Origin of the sequence: Stenotrophomonas sp. AB1(2024), assembly GCF_037482345.1 — a bacterium.
In the GTDB taxonomy this organism is placed as follows: Bacteria; Pseudomonadota; Gammaproteobacteria; order Xanthomonadales; family Xanthomonadaceae; genus Stenotrophomonas.
In genome coordinates, this window is the sequence record NZ_JBBHKO020000001.1 from 1,879,764 (window position 1) to 1,901,466 (window position 21,703).

Below are 21,703 nucleotides of genomic sequence, written 5' to 3' on the forward strand. Positions count from 1 at the left end.
CTTTGGGGCCTGGCTCTACTTCTCTCTTCGCCAGTTGAGCGAGCCACGGTTTTCTACCGTGCTCGATTCCACTTCGAGGTCGAAGCCACGGCGCAGCAGGTACTTCAACGTCAGTACCGAGCCGCTGCCCACCAGCGAGACGCCGTAGCCGACGTACAGCTTGGGTGAGATGAACTTGCCCACGCCGATCACCGAGCCGCCCAGCGCGCGCGACTGGCTTACGCCGGCGTCATCCAGGCCCAGCCGGGCGCCCAGCTGCGAGGCGAGCAGGCCGCTGCCGGCCGACAGCGCCGCCGAGGCCGCGTTGACCTGCTGGGTCTGGTCGCTGCTGGCGCCGGTCAGGCTGCGCCCCAACACCAGGAACGCCAGCGCCTCGGACTGCGACATCGACGGGTCCGACCACACATCCACCCGCGGCGACTGCGCGCGGCCGGTCACGTCGATACCGGCGGTGACGTCGCCCACGCGCCGTTCGGCGCGGATGTTGATGCGCGGATCGGACACGGCGTTGAAGTTCCAGTTGAGGTTGCCGCGGGTGATGGTCAGGTCCTGGCCATAGGCCTTGTAGCGACCACTCACTTCCAGCGCGCCGTTGGCGGTCATCTCGCGGCCCGGCCGCGACCACACCTGCATCTTGCCGCCCAGCCCGCCCTTCAGGCCGAAGCCGGCCATGCGCACCTTGTCGCCCAGGCTCACGGTCAGGTCCATGTCCAGCGGCAGGCTCGGGCCTTCCTCCGGGTCGGCCGGGTCCAGCACCACCACGTCTTCGGACACCGACGTACCGCGATCCAGCCGCTCCAGGTCCAGGTCGGCTTCGGGCACGTGCACGGTGCCGCGCAGCTGCATGGCCGCCTTGGCCAGGGTGAAGTCGAGGTTGGGGTTGGCGACGATGCGCAGTTCCGGCGTGTTGGACAGCAGCACGTTCTCGCCGTGGATATGCAGCTGCAACGGCTGCGCGTCGCCGAACCACGACAGGCCACCGTCCACGAACAACGTGCCCTGCCCCGAATTGGCCTGCGCGTTGATCTTCGCCGAGCCGTCCGGCTGCGCGGTGAAGCTGCCGCTGCCCTGGTCGAAGGTCAGGCCCAGCGCGGGGAACTCGCCCTTGAAGTTGCTCAGCTTGGCTTCGCCACCCAGCGACGGCGTGCCGCGCGTGCCGCGCAGGCTCACATGGCCTTCGATCAAACCCGTGGGGCGCACGAGGTCCGGCGAGAACAGCTCCAGCCAGTACAGCCGCGACATGTTGAGATACAGCTCACCGTTGAGCGGTGCGTTGGCGTCCCAGCCGGTCTGCACCTTGGCATCGACGAAGCCGTTGCCCTGGAAGCCGACACCCAGCTTGGCATTGATCTGCGCCGGGGTCATTTCCAGCGTGGCCGAAAACTGGTCGTAGCGCACCAGTTCGCCACGGGCATTGTCGCCCAGGCGGATGCCGCCTTCCATGGAAGCAATCCTGGCGCTGCCCTCCCAGGTGTTGCCGCGCGGGCGGATCTGCCCGTCCAGGGTGACTTCGCCGCGCAGGTGCAGGCGGCGCCCGGATTGCGGCGGCAACCACGGCTGCACCAATGCCAGTGGCAGCGCATCGCCGCGCACCTTCACTCCGTCGCGCGGCCAGTTGGCGCTGGCGCACACGGCGCCGCCGGTGGCCGCACCCAGGCAGGTATCGGTAAGGGTGAAGTTGCTGCCCTGGATGCCGAAGGTGGATGGCGCGCGCAGCGCCCACGCATCGCCCTTGACCGGTGCGATACGCAGCGCGGCAAGATCGCCACGCCATGCACTGCCCTGCTGGCGTACCCCGCCCTGCAGCGCCACCGCGCCCAGTTCGTTCTTCGCCTGCGCATCCACGCGCAGGTTGGACAGGCTGCCGCGTGCATCCACGCTGAGCGTGTCCAGCAGCATGCCGGCCTGCACCTTGGTGCCCTGCAGCGCCAGCGTGCCGTTGGTGCCCTGCCAAGGCAGGCGGCCGCGGATGCTCAACGCCTCGGCGCTGTAATCTTCGTAGCGCAGGCCGCTGCCGACCAGATCGGCAGTGATGTCCGGCGTTGCGCGTGGACCACGCACCTGCACCTGGCCACGCAGCGTGCCGGTGCTGCCCGGCATCAGGTCGTCCAGCTGTACGGGCTCAAGCTGGGCCTGCACATCGAGCCGGTCGCCAACGCTGCCGCGCGCGGTCAGGCGGCTGTTGCCCACCGCCAGCCGCACGTTGCCTTCGCCCTGCCGCCCGCGCAACGCGAAGCGGCCCTGGGCATCCACGCGGCGGTTGCGCAGCGTGCCGTTGATGCCGGGCATGTCCACGGTGGCTTCGTAGATGCCGGCGGTACCGGCGGGGCTGCCCGCCGCTGGCGGCAGCTGGCGGCCCCTGGAGGCCAAAGCGCCAGACAGACGGCCATCCCAACCGGGCACGAAGTAGCCCGGATCGAACGCAGCCAGCCTGGCGGCAACGTCCCAGTCCAGCTGCGGCGCCCAGGCTACCTGCCCGGTCACGTCCAGCGCGCCGCCCGGGGTCTTGGCCTGCAACTGCTTGATCTGCGCTGCGGTATCGCTGCCGCGCACGTCGAACTGCAGGTCGGCCGATTGCTGCTCGCGCTCGACCGACGCCTTGCCTACCGCCGCCCACGCCTTGAGCGTGCCGGCCAGGCCCATCCGCGCTTCCTTCAGCGTCACCGGCACCGGCTTGGCCGCACCGGGCGTGGTGGGGTCGGCTTCCGGCACGAAGGTCAGGTCGTTGGCGATGATGGAAAAGCGCAGGCTGGCGTTGTCGCGGTCACGGAAGTCGGCCGTGCCCTGGAGGCGCGCCTGGCCACCGAAGCCTTTCACCACCAGTGGCGACACGGTCAGCACCTGGTCGGCCAGGCCGACGTTGGACGGCGCCAGCTCCACGGCCAGGTCGCCCTGCTGGATGCGGCCCTGCAGGTTGGCCTGCCCGCCCTTGCCGGTGGCCTGGAAATCCAGCGACAGCGGCGTGCTGGTGCTGGCATCCATCCCCGGTACCAGCAGCGCCAGGTCCAGTTCCTTGCTGCGCGCCGTGGCTTTCCAGACCGGTTCGTCGCGGCCAGCGAATATCAGGCTGGCCTGCAACGGCGCGGGGGCATGCCCGGCCAGCGCGATTTCCATGCGGTCCAGGTCACCGCGGGCCACCAGGCCCAGCCGCGCCGGGGTGCGCCCGCGCGGCGCCGGCAGCACTGCGCCGACGGTGATGTCGGTGGCGTAATCATTGCGCGGCACGTAACGGCCGTCCACGCGGAAATCGGCGAGGTCGCTGTCCACCTTGAGCTGGCGCGCGCGGAATTCGCCGTTGGCGATCTCCAACCCACCGCGCAGCCTGGTGATGTCGATCACCGGTTCCTGCGCCTGGGTGATGCGGAACCCGTCGATGATGATCGTGTCGGCCTGGATCGCCAGCGGCATCTCGATCTGCGGCAGCGAACCGGGCCACGACGGCATCTCGAACGGTTCATCGCTCTTGGCCAGGTTCAACGTGGCGTTCTTGATCTGCAGCGCATCGAGCCGCAGCTTGCGGCCGAGCAGCGGGCGGATATCCGGATCGAGATACGCGCGCTCGGCGGTGAAATGGATATCGTCGTAGCGGAAATCCAGGTTGTGCAGCACCAGCGGCCCGGCCACCGGGCCGTCCACCCTGCTCCAGGTCAGCGTGGCGCCCACCGGCAGCCGCGCCACCACCTGCGCCAGCAGCACATCGCGCCCGGCCACGGTCTGCAGCAGCCAGTACAGCAGCAGCAGGGCAAGCAGCACCATGCCAAGCACGGTAAAGGCGGACCACGCCCAGAAGCGGCGCTTGCGGTAGAAGCGCACGCGCGGCGGTGGTGCGGGCATCGGGGCCGGCGTGCTCACAGGTCCGCTCCGACGCTCAGATACAGCTGGAATTTCGAATCCGGGTCGTTCAGGCCATGCGCGATATCCACGCGCACCGGGCCCACCGGCGATCTCCAGCGAACGCCGAAGCCTACGCCGGTGTGCAGGTCGATGGTGTTGTCGAAGGCACTGCCGGTATCGACGAACACCGCACCGCCCCAAGGGCCGCCGTTGAAGTAGTGCTCGTACTCGGCCGAGGCGGTCACCAGGTTCTTGGCACCCAGCGCGAACTTGTCCGGCGGCGGCGTGCGCGGCCCGACCTCGCGGAAGGCGTAGCCGCGGATACTGCGGTCGCCACCGGCAAAGAACCGCAGGCTGGGCGGCATCGACACCAGGTCGCTGGTCCAGGTGGTACCGCCTTCACCGCGCAGGATCAGGCGGTCGGCATCGCCGATCGGAATGAACCAGCGCAGCATCATGCTGGCCTGTACGAAGCTGGTGTCCGAGCCCGCGCCTTCAATGCCGCCGCGCACGGTGGCGCTGCCGCTGATGCCGCTGCGCGGAGCCAACCGGTCATCGACATTGACATAGTCGGCCACCAGCTGCGGGTACACCAGCGTGGACGTGTTGTAGATCGCACCGGTGAATTCGGTGCCCGACGCGTAGCGCCAGCGCTCGCGCAGGGCGTTGATCGAAGCGATCGCAGTCCAGTTTTCGTTGATTTCGCCGCTGCGGCTGCCGATCAGCTTGAAGTTGCGCAGGTCGATGTAATCGGTCTGCTCGTCGTAGGCGCTGGCGGTGAGCGCGTACCAGCCATCGAGCCACTTGAACGCGGGCACCCGGTAGCTGGTGACCAGGCTCTTGCGGTTCTGCGCATAGTCCAGCTGGGTATTCATCTTGTGGCCGCGGTTGTTGACGAAGCGCCGCTCCAGGCCGCCGCGCACACCGGCGCCGCTTTCGCTGCCATAGCTCACACCGGCGGTATAGATGGTGCGCTTGGCGCGGGTCAGGGTGACGTCCACCGGCACATTGCCGTTCTCGTCGGCCTGGTCCGGCTGCGGCTGGATGTCGATCACGCTGAAGTAATCGAGCTTGGTCAGCGACTCGCGCAGGCGGTCCAGCTTGCCCTCGTGGAAATAGCTGCCCTTTTCCCAGTACACCAGCGGATCGAACAGCCGTTCGACGAAGTAGTCCTGGTGGAAGCGGATGTCGCCCATGTTGTAGCGCCGGCCACTGTCCCAGGTGAGGTCGATGTCGGCCGCATTCTCGGCCCGGGTGATTTCCACCCGGCGCTGGGTGAAATCGGCATCGAAGTAGCCACGCTCGGCCAGGCGCCGGGTGATGGTGACCCGGCTGGCGTCGTAGAGCGTGTGCTCGAAACGCTGGCCCTTGCGCGGCCGGAAATTCTCCAGGTCTTCCTGCAGGTACTGGTCCAGCTGCGCCGGGCCGGTGATGTCGATGTTCTCGCGCCGCACCAGGGTCGGCGGGCCCTTCTCGACATGGATCACCACGCGCAGGCTTTCCCCTTCGCGCGGGCTCTCCACCGTGATCACCGGGTTGTAGAACCCGAACGGCTCCAGCGCCCGGCGGGTCTGGCGCTCGGCCTGCGACAGCAGGTACTCCAGCCGCGATTCGCCCTGCACCTTGCCGATGGTGTCGTACAGCGACAGCGAGACCTCGATGTTCTCGATCATCTCGGCGTCGTCGCCCTTGTCCAGGCCGGTGATGTCCACCTTCTCGATGGTGCCGCGCGCATGCGCGGTCGAGGCGGCGGCCAGCGACAGGAACAGTGGCAGGGCGTATTTCAATGAAATCATGGGGAACAGGATAGCCGGACGGGTCGAACGCGCAACAACAGGGGCAGCCAAGGGCTCACCCCAGCAGGTCGAGAAAGGCCTGCCAGTCGCGCGGCGGCGACACGAAGATTTCATACACCCCGGTGCCCTGGCCCGATTCGATGCACAGGGTGAAGAAGCGCGGCGGCCCCTGCGCATCGTCCGGATCGGACTGGCAGACGAAATAGCTGTCCGCCCCGCCCTGCGTATCGCGCATGCCAATCACCTGCACGTCCGGCTGCAGGGTCAGGTTGGTGGCATCCCATGCCACTCCGTCGGCAGAGGTGGCTTGTTCACGGAGCAGCCTCACCGGCCCGGACCGATAGCTGTCTTCCGGCAACCAACCCTGGGTGAGGTAACCGCCTGGACCAACCAGTTCGTCGGTCAGAGCGCGTCGTGCGTAGGCTTCAAAGTTCAGGTCAGGATCCCGCAGCGCGGTGAGCGCATGCTCCTGGGCCGAGGAGAGCAGGGAGGCAGCAGTGCCTGCAGGGGCACGCGGGGGCTGAGGGCCGAGCGTGTTCAATACCGCACCGGGACCGCTCCGTTCGATCTGCATGTTCTTCTTCCAAGGGTATCTGCACGACGGACAGGCCGGGCAATGATCGCCGTTGGTGCGCTGCCTTGGCGTGAAGAGCGTGTTGGCACGGCGCCAGCGCGGGCAACGAAGGTGTCCGTGCACACCCTCGTTGCCCGCAGTCTGTAGCTTACATGCCCTCGTCCTCCATTCGTTCCGGCAGCCACAGACGCGGTACCGGCAGGTCGGTGGCGTGGGGTGGGTGGCGCAGCAACTCGGCTTCAGCCGCTTCCCGTCGCTGCGGGTTGGCCTTGTCCAACAACGCAGCGCGGATGCCGGCACGCACCTGGTCGATGTCCTCACCCGCCGCCTCCCATTGCGAGCGGGTGCGCTCCATTTCACGCTTCACCATCAACCCCAGCCGCCATTCGGTACGCTCGGGGTTGTCAACGAAGTGGTAGTACACCCGCGTCTTCACCTTCGGCAGAACCTCCATCAGCGCACCCATGCGGCGGTGGCAGCTGGTGGTGCAGGGATGCATGTCCGATGCCACGTCCAGCGTGCCTGTCAACGCTTCCACGGGCGTATTGGCCGCGGCGCGCAGCGGCGTGGCCAGCTCCGGGCGTGCGGCGATCATCTCCTCGAACCATCTGTCGATCACCTTGCCTTCGCTGCACGAGCGGACCTCGAACACGCGATAGGGGCCAGGCTTGAGCTCGCGCACGTTGGAGGGGAGCAGTTGGGCATCACCAAGCAGTTTCTGCAGTGTCTCTGGCAGTGCGCTGCGCGGCAGCCCGGCCAGCGCGGCCTCGTCAAGGTCGGCCAGCCGGACCCAGCCCGGCGTCCCGTCCGGGCCCACCGGACCCAGCCGCGCATGCAGGTCGTCCTCCGTCAGGGTCACCACGCCTGAACTGCGGGCACGCTCGCTGCTGGTGGTCAGCAGGTCGGCGCCCATCGCGTAATCGGACCGGAAGCGATCGTTGGGCGGAATCGGGGTTTCGGTGCGCTGTTTGCCCTTCCCTTTGTAGGTTTTCCCGACCTGGTCGTCGGCGACAAACACGCGGCGGATCGGGGTATTGCCCACGTACTCCGTGTCACTCATCCATGCCACCGGGGGTCCGCTGTACGCACCGCCCTGCAACGGGAATTCCCCCAATGGCACCGGCTCACCGTGCAGGCGCAGGTCGTCCAGCGAGTAGGCCACGAAGTTCTTGACGCGGAAATTGCGCTCGTGCATCAGGTCCATCGATGCCAGCTCGGCCATGCGCGCCAGCTTTGCCTCGGACAATGTCTGGCCCTGCGCCTGCAAGGCGCGCTTCTCGGCCTTCAGCGCCTCCGATTCGGTGAGCAGATCGCGGATGCCGGCATAGTCGCGCTCCGCACGCTGGTGCACCTGGTAAAGGCGATCGCTGACAGCATCGCGGGCGGCAACCTCCTCCGGGGAAAGGGACACGCCAGCCGGTGGCTCACATGGGTCGACACTGCGTCTTACCCGGGTGCCTGGCAGCGCGCGGGGCAGCATGCACGCCCGAATCAACGGGGTTTGCCGCATGTGTTCGACCACCGCTCGCCGCAGACTGGCCGCATCGCCAAGCGCAGCCTGTTCGGTCCTGCCCAACTGATCGAACAACGCCTGCTGCCAGCTTGCCTGGATCTTCCCCTGCGCATCCGCCACAGCCATCGCCCCACCCTTGCGGGGGGTGAACACCATCCGTGCTTCCTCGATGCCCGGTGTGGTGGAGGCGACCAGCAGCAGAGAACCCCCCTTGCCATCTCCGAGCACGGTGATGCTGCGCCCAGGCAGTGCCGCCTGCAGGTGCGTCCCCAGCTGCTGCACATCGGCCAGCGTGCCAATGCCGTCGTTCACCACGGCCTGACGTTGCTGCCGCTGCGCGCGGTTGGTGAGCGTGTCGGCGACAACGTCGCGGATGGACTCGTTGAAGATCCACGCTTCCATCTCGCGCTTCTGCCTGCTGCTGGCGGCAGTGACAATCTCTTCGGCCTCGGCCTTGGTGAGGTCCGGGTAGTGCTTGACCAGGTTGTCGGCGGCAGTGGGCAGGCGGTGCTGCACGGCGATCCAGCGCTGCCAGGTCATCCGGCTCTGTTTCGGGTCGAGCTTGATGGCGTCCGCCAGTTCGGTACGGACGGCCGCTACCAGCGTTTCCCGTGGGCTGTCGGCGGACAGGCTCAGACGCTGTGCCAGCGCGTCGATATCCGAAGCGTCAATCAGCGCTTCGATGCCTGGAAGCGTCCGGGCGTCTTCGACCCGCACCATCAGTCCCACTGGGCCGCGACCGAAGCGTGCGCCACGGGTCCACTCGCCAAGGGTGTCAACATAGGTTTCCACGCCCTTGCCATTACCCAACGCAGGGCTGTCAGCCCAGGCGCGCATGATGATGGCCTCGTCGCCCGGCATCCCAAGCGTTTCGGGTTCGCTCAGAATCCGCTCGATGCGCTGGTCGATGGTGAGCTCCTGAATCACATGGCGCAGATCGGCGCTGGGCGAGGGTTCGCGCGAACGCACGCCGAACACGGCCTCGACCTCGTCAAGCTTTTCCGGGGGAAGGTTCTCGGCATCGGGCAGCCTGCTCATCCATTCGCGCTTCTCGAACGACGGCGGCGTGGAGGCACGGTCTCTCGCGGCCGGTTGCTCCTTCCTGCGCCATGCGTTGTCCCTGTGATGCACCGGCGGCCCCACATCGGCGGAAGCCGGCATGCGCAGCCTGAGTACGTTGTCCGCGTCCGGCGTGGCTTCGATGAAGTGCCCGCCCTGTTGGATGAAGGTGCGCTCGCCCTGTCGGTACACGCTCCCACCATCTGGCAGGGGGTGTTCCAACAGCGGCAAGCCCACTGCGGCCAGCGACGGCCGGGATACCTCGAAACCTTCATTCACCCGACCGTCGGCAGTGAAGCCACGTGCCTGCAGCCGCCACTGGCGTAGCGCGCCGACAGCGTCCGGCAGGGAGTTGAGGCCGCGTTTGCCCAGTTGGTACAGCGCCGCTGGAATTGCGCCGATCTGGGCGATATCCACCAGATCAAACAACCCACTGCCGAAGGTCAGGACAGCGCCGTTCACATCGCCGTTCTCAAGCCGCTCGATGCCCTCGCGGATGTCATCGGCCAGCAGCCCCAGCGTGCCGGCCACGCACAGCGCCGCACCGGCGCCGCCGGTGGCCAGCGAACACGCCGCACCCACGCCGATCGCACCCATCATCTTCAGCGTCTCGCCCAGCCGCTCCAGCTGGCTCACCGTCATCTGGTCCACGTCGCTCATCCGCGCATCGATCAGCGCGGCGGCGGCCGCCTTCGGTCCGCGCGTCCGGGTGAACCCGAACGGGATGCCGCGGCTGCTGGAAGTGTGCTTGAAGGTGTCCTTCAGGCTGTCATGGTGACGGATCTGCGCACGCGCGCGGAGGTAGCCTTCGGCCTCGGGTCGGCGCAGCCATGCCCCGAACGCGCGCTCGTCCAGCAGGCGGTCGCCGTGCGCGGTGTCGGGCAGGAACACGTGGCGCCCGGCGCGGGTGCGGATCGCCCACAGCCCGACGATGGCACGGCCGTTGATGGTCACGCCCTGCAACGACGACGGCCGTGTCCGCTGCGGATCCAGCTGGGTATGTGCGGTCTGCAGCGCGCGGTAGCTGGCCTCGTTGAGCGTGCCGTCCTGCCGGGCCACCTCGATCATCCAGGCGGTACGTGCGCGGATCTGGTCGCCCAGCGCCGCGGCAAACATCGGGCCATCGGCGCTGTGCGGCAGCTTTTTCAGTTGGTCGATGTAGGCATCGGCCAGGCGGTTGCTCTCGGCGAAATCCTCCAGCTCGCCGCAGATCGCACGACGCAGGGAGACGTCCTGCAGCTGTCCGCTCAAGGCCGCGTCTTCGCGCATCGTGCCCTGCGCGTCGTGGGTGTAAGCCACCAGCCGCATCGCATCGAGCGTGTCGTCGTCCAGCCACGCCGCCGGTTCCAGTGGCGCGTTCGGCAGGCCGCCGGCGTCGGGCGACCAGTCCGGCAGGTTGACCGGCATCGCCGGGCGGCGCAGGCCCTGGCCCTGCCAGCCGTGGGTGGCCCAGTCGGTCAGGTCCATCTCCCGGCCACCGACCCGGAGCCGGACCCGGTCCGGATCGAAGCCCTCAAGCGGGCCCTCGAAGCCGGCCAGGCGCAGCGCGCGCACCATCGCCTCGGTGACGCCGGCATGCGCGTGGGTGTGCAGCGTCTGCAGCACGCGGTCCTGCTGCTGGCCGTAGGCGGTTTCGGCGACGACGTTGGCAATGCCCAGTGGGCTCCAGCGCAGCCGGTTGCGTTCCAGCCGCTCCTGCGCCAACACCTCGCCGTGCGTGACCAGGGTATCGGCCCAGTGCTGCCGCGCACCTTCGGCGTGGTCGACCCGGGCGAAGCTCAGCGCGAAGCTCTCGCCCGGATTCCACGCCTGCGGGCCGCGCTGGCCGCTCTGGTAGCGCGCCAGCCGCGCCTCCCACGCATCCACCAGCCCGCGCACCCCGGCACGCTGGGCCGGCAGCGCGGCCTGCACGATGTCATCGGCCAGGGTGCGGTCGATCGCGCCGTTGGCGGCAAAGGTGCCGACGCGGGCGCGGTGCGTGTCGAGGTACTGGCGGAAGGCGGTTTCATCGCCGAAGGCCTGGAAGCTGGACAGGTCCGAACGGTACAGCACCACCTGGCCCTGGGTGCCCGGCTCGACACTGCGCAGCACCAGGTAATTGGGTACGGCGATGTTCACCTTGGCGCCGTTGGGCAGGTGGTCGGTATAGGTCAGCGTCGCACGCTCGACCGCGCCGGTGCCCTGCAGGAAGCCCAGCACGATATCGGCGCCACGCCGATGCGCGTCGCCGCTGCCCAGCACGCCCTGTGCCTTGGCCTTGAGCGCATCGATCACCAGCCGCGCCTGCACGGTCTGGCTCAGCGCCGGGCGCACCTGCTCCATGCGGGTGTTGATGGCCGCACGCAGGCCGCGCGCGTCGGCGCTCTTGATGAAGTCCGACAGCCGCGCGTGTTCATGCCCGGACACCGGCGTGGAGCCACGCTGGAACGCGGGCTCGCCACCCACGTCGCGGGCCAGGCAGTACTGCAGCAGGGGCAGGCGGTCGTCCACGGTGATGCCGGCCACCTGCGTGTCGGGCAGTTTCACTTCGATGTCCTGCCATTGGCCACTCCAACCGACCTTCAGCAGAGCGGCGCGCATCGCCGCATCGGTGGCCGCTTCCACCTCCGCCAGGGCGGGGGCGAGCTCGCGCAGCACCTGCCATTGGCTCACCAGCAGTTCCTGTTCCGACGCGGGCAGCGTCGCTACCCATTCCCAGCCGGGTTGGGTGGCGATGTCGCGCGCCACCGCGACCGACCACAGGCGCATCGACTGCACCCGGTCCACCAATGCAGTGTCGGCCTGCAGCGCGTCCAGCAGCGCGGCCGGGTTGCCGTGCAGTTGCGCCTCGGCATTGCTGGCATGGGTCACCGGTGCGGCGGTGGTATCCGTTGCGGCCCGGCGCACGCGCGTGCCGCGCGGCGCCGTGTCCAGTTCGCCGAGCAGCAGGTCCAGGCCCGTCCCCCATCGGCCATTGGGCAGTTCCACGACGTCCCCGGCCAGGCGTTCGGCCAACTCGGCGGGCGTCGTCGGTGGCGTGCCGGGCCAGAAGTAGCGCTTGGCGACGAGGAATGCCGTACCCGCGGCACTCACTCCTGCCACGGTCTTCGCGGCAGCCTGTGCAAGCAGGGACTGTCGCAGATTGGGGAACATGCGCGTGGCGGACGCCACGCCTGCAGCCGACTCCACAGGCACCAGCGGCGTGGTCGAGGTGACGCCTTCCAGGGCTGATCGTCCCATCAACGTCATCTCCACTGCGGGCGGCACCTGTGGCACGGCCTGGAAACCGCCGCGCGCGGCCTGGCCCAGTGCAGCGATGCCCGCGCCGAGCCAGGCAAGCCAGCCACCCTGCTGGCGGCTGGCCGGCGAGGTGACGGCGTTGGGGAGTGCTTCCATCACCTCGGCCGGCGGCTCGGCGATGGCGCTCCCTGGCCGCAGCGTGTCGGGTGCGGTCGCCAGTTCCACATGGTCAACGTGGGTGTCCCACTCCGGTACAACGGCGCTGCCGCTATCCACAGCATTCTGATGCAGGATGCGCGCCTGCTTCTCCTCGGGCGTCAACTTGACCTTGGACGCCGCAAGTTCGGCAGCTTCGCTCACGTCCACCGGTTTGAACAACGCCCCGCCCACACCATTGAGCACGGCAATCTGTTGCCAGTGCTTTGGCAGCTCGGCGATGAATTTACCGATGCCCTGCAGCTGGGCCGATGGCGTCGGCAGCGTTTGCCGCACCTGCCACAGCAGCGCCGCCACCGCCAGCGCGGACAGCAAATGGCCGCCGCCCAGGTTGGGGCGCAGCTGCGCATCGGCCTGCGCCACGCTCTCATGCAGGCTCCACAGACCGGTCCGGATCGACTCGGGCAGCGACTGCACCAGCGCGTCGAAGTCGGCGTGGGTACGCAGCGTAGGCAGTGCCGCCGCCAACGACGGCAACACGGTCGCCACGCAGCTCCAGGTGCCGGTGAACACACTGCGCGCCAGCTGCCCTGCGGTCAGCGCGCTGCTGGCCCAGCCCGGCAGTTCGGCCATCAGCGTGGTCCACGCGGCCCGGGTCAGCACGCTGTCCAACGCGTTGATGCCCAGGGTGCGCAGCACCGCCACATCATGTCCGCGTGCGGCCAGCGCCTGTTCCATGCGCAACGTCACCGCATCGCGCGCTTGGGGCGTGGTGGCCTCGGCGAGATACCTCTCCAGCGTGCGTACCAGCGCCCGGCTTTCGGGCGCGCCGGTCGCGAGGATGGCCTCGCGCACCGCCGCCTCGCGCGGACTCAGCACCCGCGTCGGTGCAGCGCTCCTGCTGGCACGGGGCGCGGGCGCATTGCAGACGCGCTCGGGGGCGATGGCATCATCCTGTGCCGCACTGGCGCCGGCCAGTGCGGTGAATCGGTTGAAGGTGGGAAAGTCTGCAGCGGCGGTCGGCAACTTGGGCATTCAGCGGTACTTCCGTGCGAAGCGGGGCGGGCCGGCGCGGAACGCGCGCGGCATGTCGTGGCCGCAGGAACGAGCGGCGCGGGATGATCACGCGTCGCGGGGGAATACCGATTGCACGAATTTATCGTTTGCCGCATCTACGGTTGGCACGCTCAATCAATATTCAGATTGATTGCAGTTTTCGTCGCATTCGAACAAATGCGCACAAAAAGAAAGCGCCCGATCCAATCGGGCGCTTTCAGGGGTGACACACGATCAGGCTGTTGCCGTCAGCTGGACAGATGCTCGATCGCCGCCACGCTGCCCAGGCGGTCGCTCAGGCGCTTGAGCAACGCCAAACGGTTACCACGCAGCGCGGGATCTTCGGCGTTGACCATCACCGCGTCGAAGAACGCATCCACCTGCGGACGCAGGCGGGCCAGGCGCGCCAGCACGCTGACGTAATCCTTCTGGTGCAGGCGGGCATTGCTGTCTTCAATGGCCGCTTCGACCGCTTCGGCCAGCTCGCTTTCGGCCGGTTCGGCCAGCAGCGCCGGATCGACCATGCCCGGAATGGCACCTTCGGCCTTGCGCAGGATGTTGCGGATGCGTTTGTTGGCCGCTGCCAGCGCTTCGGCTTCCGGCAGCGCGGCAAAGGTACCGATCGCCTCGATGCGGCGGTCGAAGTCGTACAGCGAGGCCGGCTTCAGCTCGGCCACTGCATTGAAGTGCGTGGCCGGCACGCCCTTGTCGGCGTAGTAGCCGCGCAGGCGGTCGAGGATGAACGGGTAAAGCTCTTTGTAGTTGGTCTCATCAATCGAGCGAATATCACCAAAAACGCCTTCCTGGGCAGAGATGCCTGCGTCCTTTGCGGTCTTTGACGCTTTCTGCTGCTTGGCAATCGTCTCTGCTGAGATGGAGAACAGAACCCCCTCGGACGCCTTGAGGATCAACTCGTCCATGTCCAGGTCGAAGCCCGATTCGATGATCGTGCGGGCCAGCCCCAGCGCATTTCGGCGCAGCGCGAACGGGTCCTTGTTGCCGGTCGGCTTCAGCCCGGCGGCGAAGCCACCGGCCAGCGTGTCCAAGCGCTCGGCGATGGCCAGCACCTTGCCCAGCGCCGACAGCGCGATATCGTCGCCGCCAAAGCGCGGCTGGTAGGCCTCGTCGATCGCCAGGGCGACCGCGGGCGATTCGCCACCGGCCACCGCGTAGTGGCGGCCGGCAATACCCTGCAGCTCGGGGAATTCGTTGACCATGCGCGACTGCAGATCGTTCTTGGCCAGCATGGCCGCGCGCCTGGCCAGCACCGGGTCGGCGCCCACCTGCGGCGCGATCAGGCCGGCCAGCGCGACCACGCGCTGCACCTTGTCGGCCACCGAGCCCAGCTTGGCCTGGTAGGTGACGGTCTTCAGACCCTCACCCATCGCTTCCAGGCCCTGCTTCAGGTCTTCATCGAAGAAGAACTTGGCATCGGCAAAGCGCGGGCGGATCACCCGCTCGTAGCCCTTGGCCACTTCAGCCACGTCTTTCGATTCGATGTTGGCGATGCCGATGAACTTCTCGGTCAGCTTGCCGCTGGGATCGAGCACCGGGAAGAACTTCTGGTTGATTTCCATCGTTTCAATCAGCGCTTCCTGCGGCACCGCCAGGAATTCGCGTTCAAAACTGCACAGCACCGGCGCCGGCCATTCAACCAGGTTGACCACCTGTTCCAGGTTGTCGTCGGTGATGCGCGCCTGGCCACCGGCCGCAGCGGCTTCGGCATTGACCGCTTCCACGATACGGCGGCGGCGCGCGTCGGCGTCCACCAGCACATAGGCAGCCTGCAGCGAGGCCACGTAGTCATCCGGCGAGGACAGCCACACGGTCTTGTCGTGCATGAAACGATGGCCACGGCTCATGCGGTCGGATGTCAGGCCCAGCACCTCGGCCTCGATCACCTCCTTGCCGTGCAGCAGCACCAGCCAGTGCACCGGGCGCGCGAAGCCGTAGCTGTGGCTGCCCCAGCGCATCGGCTTGGGGATGGGCATGGCGGCGATCGCCTCGGACAGGATCTCCGGCAGCAGCGCGGCGGTGCGCGCGCCCGGGGTCACCGAACGGTGCACGAAGCGCTCGCCCTTGGCATCGCGGGTGCGTTCCAGCGCGGTCCAGTCGATACCGGCCTTGGCGGCAAAACCCTGCAGCGCCTTGGTCGGCTGGCCGTCGGCGTCCAACGCGATGTTCAGGTACGGGCCCAGCACCTCACCGCGCTGTTCGGGCTGCTCCACGGCCACGCCGGGTAGCAGCACCGCCAGGCGGCGCGGGGTGGACAGCGGCTTGGCATTGCCGCGCTCGACGGCCACGCCACGCTTGGCCAGGCCATCGACAACGCCATCGAAGAATGCCTGGGCCAGGCCCGGCAGCGCCTTCACGGGCAGTTCTTCGGTGCCCAGTTCGATCAGCAGCGGCAGCATCGTGCTCATGCCTGCACCTCCTTGGCAGCCACCGCTTCGAGGCGCTTGGCTTCATACAGTTTTGCCACCGCCTGGGCCAGCGCGCGCACGCGCAGGATGTAGCGCTGGCGCTCGGTCACGCTGATCGCGCGGCGCGCATCCAGCAGGTTGAACGAATGGCTGGCCTTGCACACCTGCTCGTAGGCCGGCAGCGGCAGGCCCACCTCCACCAGCTTCTGCGCTTCCTTTTCGCAGGCATCGAAACGGTGGAACAGTTCTTCCACGTCGGCGTATTCGAAGTTGTAGGTGCTCTGCTCGACTTCGTTCTGCAGGTACACATCGCCGTAGGTCACCGGCGTGCCGTCCGGACCGTAGGTCCAGACCAGGTCATAGACGTTGTCGCAGTTCTGCAGGTACATGCACAGGCGTTCGAGACCGTAGGTGATCTCGCCCAGCACCGGCCTGCACTCCAGGCCGCCGGCCTGCTGGAAGTAGGTGAACTGGGTCACTTCCATGCCGTTTAGCCATACTTCCCAGCCCAGGCCCCAGGCGCCCAGGGTCGGCGATTCCCAGTTGTCCTCGACAAAGCGCAGGTCGTGCACCAGCGGGTCGATGCCCAGTGCCTTCAGCGAATCCAGGTACAGCTGCTGGATGTTGTCCGGGCTGGGCTTCATCGCCACCTGGTACTGGTAGTAGCGCTGCAGGCGGTTGGGGTTTTCGCCGTAGCGGCCGTCGGTGGGGCGGCGCGAGGGCTGCACGTACGCGGCATTCCAGCTTTCCGGGCCGATCGAGCGCAGGAAGGTGGCCGGGTGGAAGGTGCCGGCACCCACCTCCAGGTCCAGCGGCTGGATCAGCACGCAGCCCTGCTGCGCCCAATACCGGTTGAGGGTCTGGATCAGATCCTGGAACGTGATCGGAACGGTCTTGGTGACGGACATGCGGCGGATTCTTGCCTGCTCAAGGGGTGCGCTAGTATAGCGACGGACCGCGCGCCGGCATTCCAGGCAAGCCGCCATCACGCCGTGCAAGCCCCGCTCCGAGGATTCTGGCGCCATGGAACACCGCTCATCGGCAACGCTCGCCCCCGCTCCAGCCCCGGGGCCCCTGCCGCCGGGCCGGCTGGTCTTCGAGCAGGTCGCTGCGGCGATGGTCGCCGACGGATTGGTCGCAGCGGGCGACGTGGAACGCATCCGCTTTTCCGGCCACGGCGCCCGCAACGCCAGCGAAGTGCACCCGCTGGTACTGCTGGCCAACCTGAAGCTGACCGCTGCGCCCGGCGGCGAGCTGGGGCTGGAGCGGCTGACCGAGTGGCTGGCCACCCGCACCCGCACCCGCTACCTGCGCATCGATCCCACCCGGGTCGATGTGGCGGCAGTGACCGCACTGGTCTCCCATGCCTATGCGCGCCGCCATCGGTTCCTGCCGCTGGCGGTGGACAGCGAGCGCCTGCTGGTGGCCACCAGCGAGCCGCTGGCCCAGGAATGGCTGCTCGACCTGCAGCACCTGGCCCGGCGCCGGATCGAGTTGGCCATGGTCAACCCGCTGGACCTGCACCGCTACACGATGGAGTTCTACGGCGTGACCCGGTCGGTGCGCGGGGCACGTGGCGACGTGCGCGGCGAAGCCAGCGGCACCCTGCCCAGCTTCGAGCAGCTGGTCGAGCTGGGCCGCGCCGGCGATGTGAACGCCGATGACCAGCACGTGGTGCACATCGTGGACTGGCTGCTGCAGTACGCCTTCGAACAGCGCGCCTCGGACATCCACCTGGAGCCGCGCCGCGACATGGGGCGCATGCGGTTCCGCATCGATGGGGTGCTGCACAAGGTGTTCGAGGTGCCGCCGCCGGTGATGACCGCCATGGTCAGCCGGATCAAGGTGCTGGGCCGCATGGACCTGGCCGAGCGCCGCCGCCCGCAGGATGGCCGCATCAAGACCCGTTCGCCGGGCGGGCGCGAGGTTGAAATGCGCCTGTCCACCATGCCCACCGCCTTCGGCGAGAAGTGCGTGATGCGCATCTTCGACCCGGACGCGGCGTTCAAGAGCATCGACCAGCTCGGCTTCAGCCCGCAGGAAGCGGCCGGCTGGACATCGCTGGTTGAGCGCCCGCACGGCATCGTGCTGGTCACCGGACCGACCGGCTCGGGCAAGACCACCACGCTGTATTCCACGCTGAAACGGCTGGCCACCCCGGATGTCAACGTGTGCACGGTGGAAGACCCGATCGAGATGATCGCGCCGGAGTTCAACCAGATGCAGGTGCAGACCAACATCGACCTGGATTTCGCCGCAGGCGTGCGCACCCTGCTGCGGCAGGACCCGGACATCATCATGATCGGCGAGATCCGCGACCTGGAAACGGCGCAGATGGCCGTCCAGGCCTCGCTGACCGGGCACCTGGTGCTGTCCACCCTGCATACCAACGACGCGCCCTCGGCGATCACCCGGCTGCTCGACCTGGGCGTGCCGCATTACCTGCTGGCCAGCACCCTCAACGGGGTCCTGGCCCAGCGCCTGGTGCGCACCCTGTGCCCACACTGCAAGGTGCCCAAGCCGCTCAGCGCGGCCCAATGGGCGGTCCTGGCTGATGCCGATGAAGCATTACCAGAGTCGCCCACGCCATATGGGCCGGCCGGTTGCCTGGACTGCCGGCGTACCGGTTACCTGGGCCGGGTAGGCCTGTATGAGTTGCTGCCATTGGGTTCGCGGCTGCGCGGGCTGATCCGCGCGGACATGGATCTGGCCGGTTTCAGCCGGGCCGCGCGTGCTGAAGGAGTACGAACCCTGCGCCGCGCGGGGCTTGAAAAGGTGGCGGCAGGGCTGACTACAATCGAGGAAGTCCTCACCGTACTGCCTCCTGCTGATGAACCGCGCACCCTTCCTGATTCTTGAAACCGGCCAACCGGTCGCCTCGCTGCGCCGTTACGGTCGTTTTCCGCACTGGATCCGGGTGGCGGCGGGGTTGGATGCCGACGAGACCGTAGTAGTGGACGTGGAGCACGGCGATGAGCTGCCCGACCACCGCGATTTCGCCGGGGTGATCATCAGCGGCTCGGCCGCCTACGTGACCGACCGCGCTGAGTGGAGCGAACGCAGCGCGCAGTGGCTGCGCGCGGCCGCCCACGACAACCACCCGGTGTTTGGCATCTGCTACGGCCACCAGCTGCTGGCCCACGCCCTTGGCGGCGAAGTGGCCTACAACCCGGCCGGGCGCGAATCGGGCACGATCGAACTGGCGCTGGAGCCCTCGGCCGTGGATGACCCGCTGTTTGCCGGCCTTCCTGCGCGCTTCCCGGCGCACGCCACCCACCTGCAGACAGTGCTGCGCGCGCCCGACGGCGCGGCCATCCTGGCCCGCTCGGCGCAGGACAACTGCCACGCCTTCCGCTGGGGCCAGCAGGCCTGGGGCGTGCAGTTCCACCCCGAGTTCGCCACCCATCACATGCGCGGCTACGTGCACGCCCGTGCCGAGTGCATCAGCCGCCACGGCGGCTGCGCGCGCAGCGTGGCGCGCGGTGTCAGTGCGGCCCCACTGGCCCGCCAGCTGCTGCGCCGGTTTGTCCGCCAGGCACGCAACAGCTGACCCACTGCCCGAAGCGCGCTTTCCTTCAGGTGATGCGCACGGAAAACAGGGATAATCGATGGGATTCGGGGCGCGCGCGCCCTTCCCCCTGTTCCGGAATGGTATGAGCGAAATTCGCAAGCTGCCCCCCTCGGCGGGCGCCCAATGGCTGCTGGACGCGTTCTCCCTGTATCGTCGCGCGCCGCTGCAGCTGGCGGTCCTTGGCGTGATCGGCATGCTGGTCAGTTCGCTGATCCTGGTGCTGGCGCAGGCACTGCCCAGCTGGCTCGGCATCCTGGTCCAGCTGGTGTCGGTGGCGGTAGGTCCGCTGGTGTTCGGCGGCATGCTGGTCGCGGTGAGCGAAGTGGCCCAGGGCCACCGCGCCGCACCGGCCCACCTGCTGCAGCCGATTCGCGACCGCCGCGTGAGCCACCTGCTGGTGCCGTTGGCGATCCAGCTGATCGCAGTGATCGCACTGGGTACGCTGCTGTACGTGATGATGGGCACGGACGGCCTGACGGCATCGGCCGAAATGTTCCGCAGGATGCAGGAGCTGCAGCAATCCGGTGCCACGCCGAGCAACGAGCAGACCGTGGCGCTGATGGCCGGCGTGCCGGTGATGCGCATCCTGCTGTGGCTGGTGATCGCGTTCGGCACGTTCTTGGCGCTGAGCATGGCCATGTTCACCCAGCCGGCGCTGGTGGTGTTCGATCACCAGAGCGGCATGCACGCGCTGCGCATGAGCCTGCAGGGCTGCATCCGCAACTTCGGCGCAATGGCGGTATTCATGCTGCTGGGCCTGATCGCGGCGATGTGCATCTACTTCGTGATGATCATCGTGATGCAGCTGGCGCTGATGGCCGGCGGCGCAGGTGCGGCCGCGTTCGTGATGCAGCTGACCAACACCGCGGTAGTCATGCCGCTGTACGTCGGCGCGGTATACGCGGCCTGGAACCAGATGTTCGCCCATCGCAGCCGCACCGCACCGCCGCCGGTTCCGCCGTCGAACGGCCCGGGGAATGTTTTCGCGGCTTGATTGTGCCGAGCAAAGGCAACGGCAGCGTTTTGGTTGATACGAGCCGGGGCCGGGCGACGGGCAGCCCCTGTCGTACATTGCGTGTGCGGATTGGAAAGCAAAGCAGCGACGCAGGGCGTCGCTCTACGGTCTTCGCGTCACGTCGGCCAGCGCCGGTAGGGGCGGTTCCCAAACGACCGCCCTCAGCTCCTCAACGCCCGGTAACACATTGAAATAACCGAAACGATGGCGCCGGCGCCGCAGGCTGCGTGGGCCGACCAACGGTCGGCGCTACCGGCTCGTTTGCTCATCACCCTTCGCCGGCACCAGCCACCGCGAAGCATGAATCCCCAGCTCATAGAGCAGGCACATCGGAATGGCCAGCATCAGCTGCGACACCACATCCGGCGGGGTCAGCACCGCCGCCAGCACGAAGATGCCCACGATCGCGTAACCGCGCCCGTCCTTGAACTGCTGCGGCGTGACCCAGCCCAGCAGGGTCAGGATCACCATCGCCACCGGCAGCTCGAAGCTGCTGCCGAACGCGAAGAAGATGGCCAGCACGAAATCCAGGTACGCATTCGCATCCGGCGTGATCGCAATCACCTCCGGGCGGAACGTGGTCAGGAAGTGGAACACCGCCGGCAGCACCAGGAAGTACGCGAACGCGCAGCCGAGGTAGAACAGCAGTACCGACGTCGCCAGCAACGGCACCGCCAGACGCTTCTCGCGTGCATACAGACCCGGTGCCACGAACGCCCACAGCTGGTACAGCAGCCAAGGCACCGCGATGAACACCGCCACGAAGAACGTCAGCTTCAGCGGTGCAAAGAACGCACCGGCCGGATTGGTCGCAATCATCGACTGCCCGTTCGGCAGCTGCGAGATCAACGGCTGCGCCAACCACGTATAGATCTGGCGCGAGAACGGCATCAGCCCCAACAGCACCACGCCCAGCCCGATCAGCGCCCGCATCAAACGTGCGCGCAACTCGATCAGATGCTCGATCAACCCGCTTTCCAGCGACTCGTTCCCGCTCATCGCGGCGCCTCCGGCGTGGAAGGCGGCGGATCGCGCGGTGCCTGGCCGTCGATACCCGGCGGTGCCATCGCATCACGCGGCTCATCGGGTACCGCGTCTGGCTCGGGCGCCACCACATGCTGGGCCACGCTCGCCGGCGAACCCGGCGCGGGGCCGGTCATGACCGGTTCGTCGCTGCCTGCCGGCGCATCGCCATCATGCTGCACCTGGCGACGCACCTGTTCGGCCTCGCGGCGCACCGCCTCACCACTGGCGCGCAGCTGCGCCTCGGTGTCGCGCACCGAGTCCTGCGCGTCGCGGAACTGGCGCTTGATCTCATCGGCGTGCAGCTCGCGTTCCAGCTCCTGCTTCACCGAATCCCACTGGTTGCGCGCGCGCCGCACCCACAGCCCGGCGAAGCGCGCTGCCTTGGGCAGCCGCTCGGGACCCAGCACGACCAACGCTACCACCGCGATGACCAGCAGTTCACTGAAACCGATATCGAACAC

The 21,703-nt window shown here is 67.8% G+C and carries 11 protein-coding genes; 3 read left to right on the forward strand and 8 right to left on the reverse strand.

Going from position 1 to position 21,703, the window contains the following annotated elements:
* Nucleotides 1-15 precede the first annotated feature (15 nt).
* From WIX41_RS08770 to glyQ, 6 genes are all read right to left on the reverse strand, one after another.
* Nucleotides 16-3,852 carry a translocation/assembly module TamB domain-containing protein gene (locus tag WIX41_RS08770; RefSeq protein ID WP_339446698.1) on the reverse strand — a complete coding sequence of 1,279 codons (3,837 nt, stop codon included), beginning with the start codon at nt 3,850-3,852 and terminating at the stop codon, nt 16-18.
* Complete coding sequence (locus WIX41_RS08775; protein ID WP_339446699.1) at nt 3,849-5,630, reverse strand: autotransporter assembly complex protein TamA; 1,782 nt, start codon at nt 5,628-5,630, stop codon at nt 3,849-3,851. The genes WIX41_RS08770 and WIX41_RS08775 overlap by 4 nt, the downstream gene beginning before the upstream one ends.
* Before the next feature lie 55 nt (nt 5,631-5,685).
* Nucleotides 5,686-6,204 carry a hypothetical protein gene (locus WIX41_RS08780; protein WP_339446700.1) on the reverse strand — a complete coding sequence of 173 codons (519 nt, stop codon included), beginning with the start codon at nt 6,202-6,204 and terminating at the stop codon, nt 5,686-5,688.
* A gap of 148 nt (nt 6,205-6,352) precedes the next feature.
* A complete protein-coding gene (locus WIX41_RS08785; RefSeq protein WP_339446701.1) occupies nt 6,353-13,186 on the reverse strand; it encodes a hypothetical protein in 6,834 nt (2,277 codons plus the stop codon).
* Between the two features lie 269 nt (nt 13,187-13,455).
* The gene (glyS, locus tag WIX41_RS08790; protein WP_339446702.1) at nt 13,456-15,630 is read right to left on the reverse strand and encodes a glycine--tRNA ligase subunit beta; all 2,175 of its coding nucleotides are present in this window, start codon (nt 15,628-15,630) and stop codon (nt 13,456-13,458) included.
* Nucleotides 15,627-16,538 carry a glycine--tRNA ligase subunit alpha gene (gene glyQ / locus WIX41_RS08795; protein WP_339446703.1) on the reverse strand — a complete coding sequence of 304 codons (912 nt, stop codon included), beginning with the start codon at nt 16,536-16,538 and terminating at the stop codon, nt 15,627-15,629. Before glyQ ends, glyS begins: the two co-directional genes overlap by 4 nt.
* 115 nt (nt 16,539-16,653) lie before the next feature.
* Between glyQ and WIX41_RS08800 the strand changes: the two genes are divergently transcribed.
* From WIX41_RS08800 to WIX41_RS08810, 3 genes are all read left to right on the forward strand, one after another.
* Complete coding sequence (locus WIX41_RS08800; protein WP_339446704.1) at nt 16,654-18,489, forward strand: GspE/PulE family protein; 1,836 nt, start codon at nt 16,654-16,656, stop codon at nt 18,487-18,489.
* Nucleotides 18,461-19,180: a glutamine amidotransferase gene (locus WIX41_RS08805; RefSeq protein WP_339446705.1), complete on the forward strand. Its 720-nt coding sequence runs from the start codon at nt 18,461-18,463 to the stop codon at nt 19,178-19,180. The genes WIX41_RS08800 and WIX41_RS08805 overlap by 29 nt, the downstream gene beginning before the upstream one ends.
* A 103-nt stretch (nt 19,181-19,283) precedes the next feature.
* Complete coding sequence (locus tag WIX41_RS08810) at nt 19,284-20,195, forward strand: BPSS1780 family membrane protein (RefSeq protein WP_339446706.1); 912 nt, start codon at nt 19,284-19,286, stop codon at nt 20,193-20,195.
* Nucleotides 20,196-20,465: 270 nt separating this feature from the next.
* On the opposite strand, the gene tatC is transcribed toward WIX41_RS08810, so the two are convergent.
* The gene (gene tatC / locus WIX41_RS08815) at nt 20,466-21,215 is read right to left on the reverse strand and encodes a twin-arginine translocase subunit TatC (RefSeq protein ID WP_339446707.1); all 750 of its coding nucleotides are present in this window, start codon (nt 21,213-21,215) and stop codon (nt 20,466-20,468) included.
* On the reverse strand, nt 21,212-21,703 hold the full coding sequence (tatB, locus tag WIX41_RS08820) for a Sec-independent protein translocase protein TatB (protein WP_339446708.1): 492 nt from the start codon (nt 21,701-21,703) through the stop codon (nt 21,212-21,214). Before tatB ends, tatC begins: the two co-directional genes overlap by 4 nt.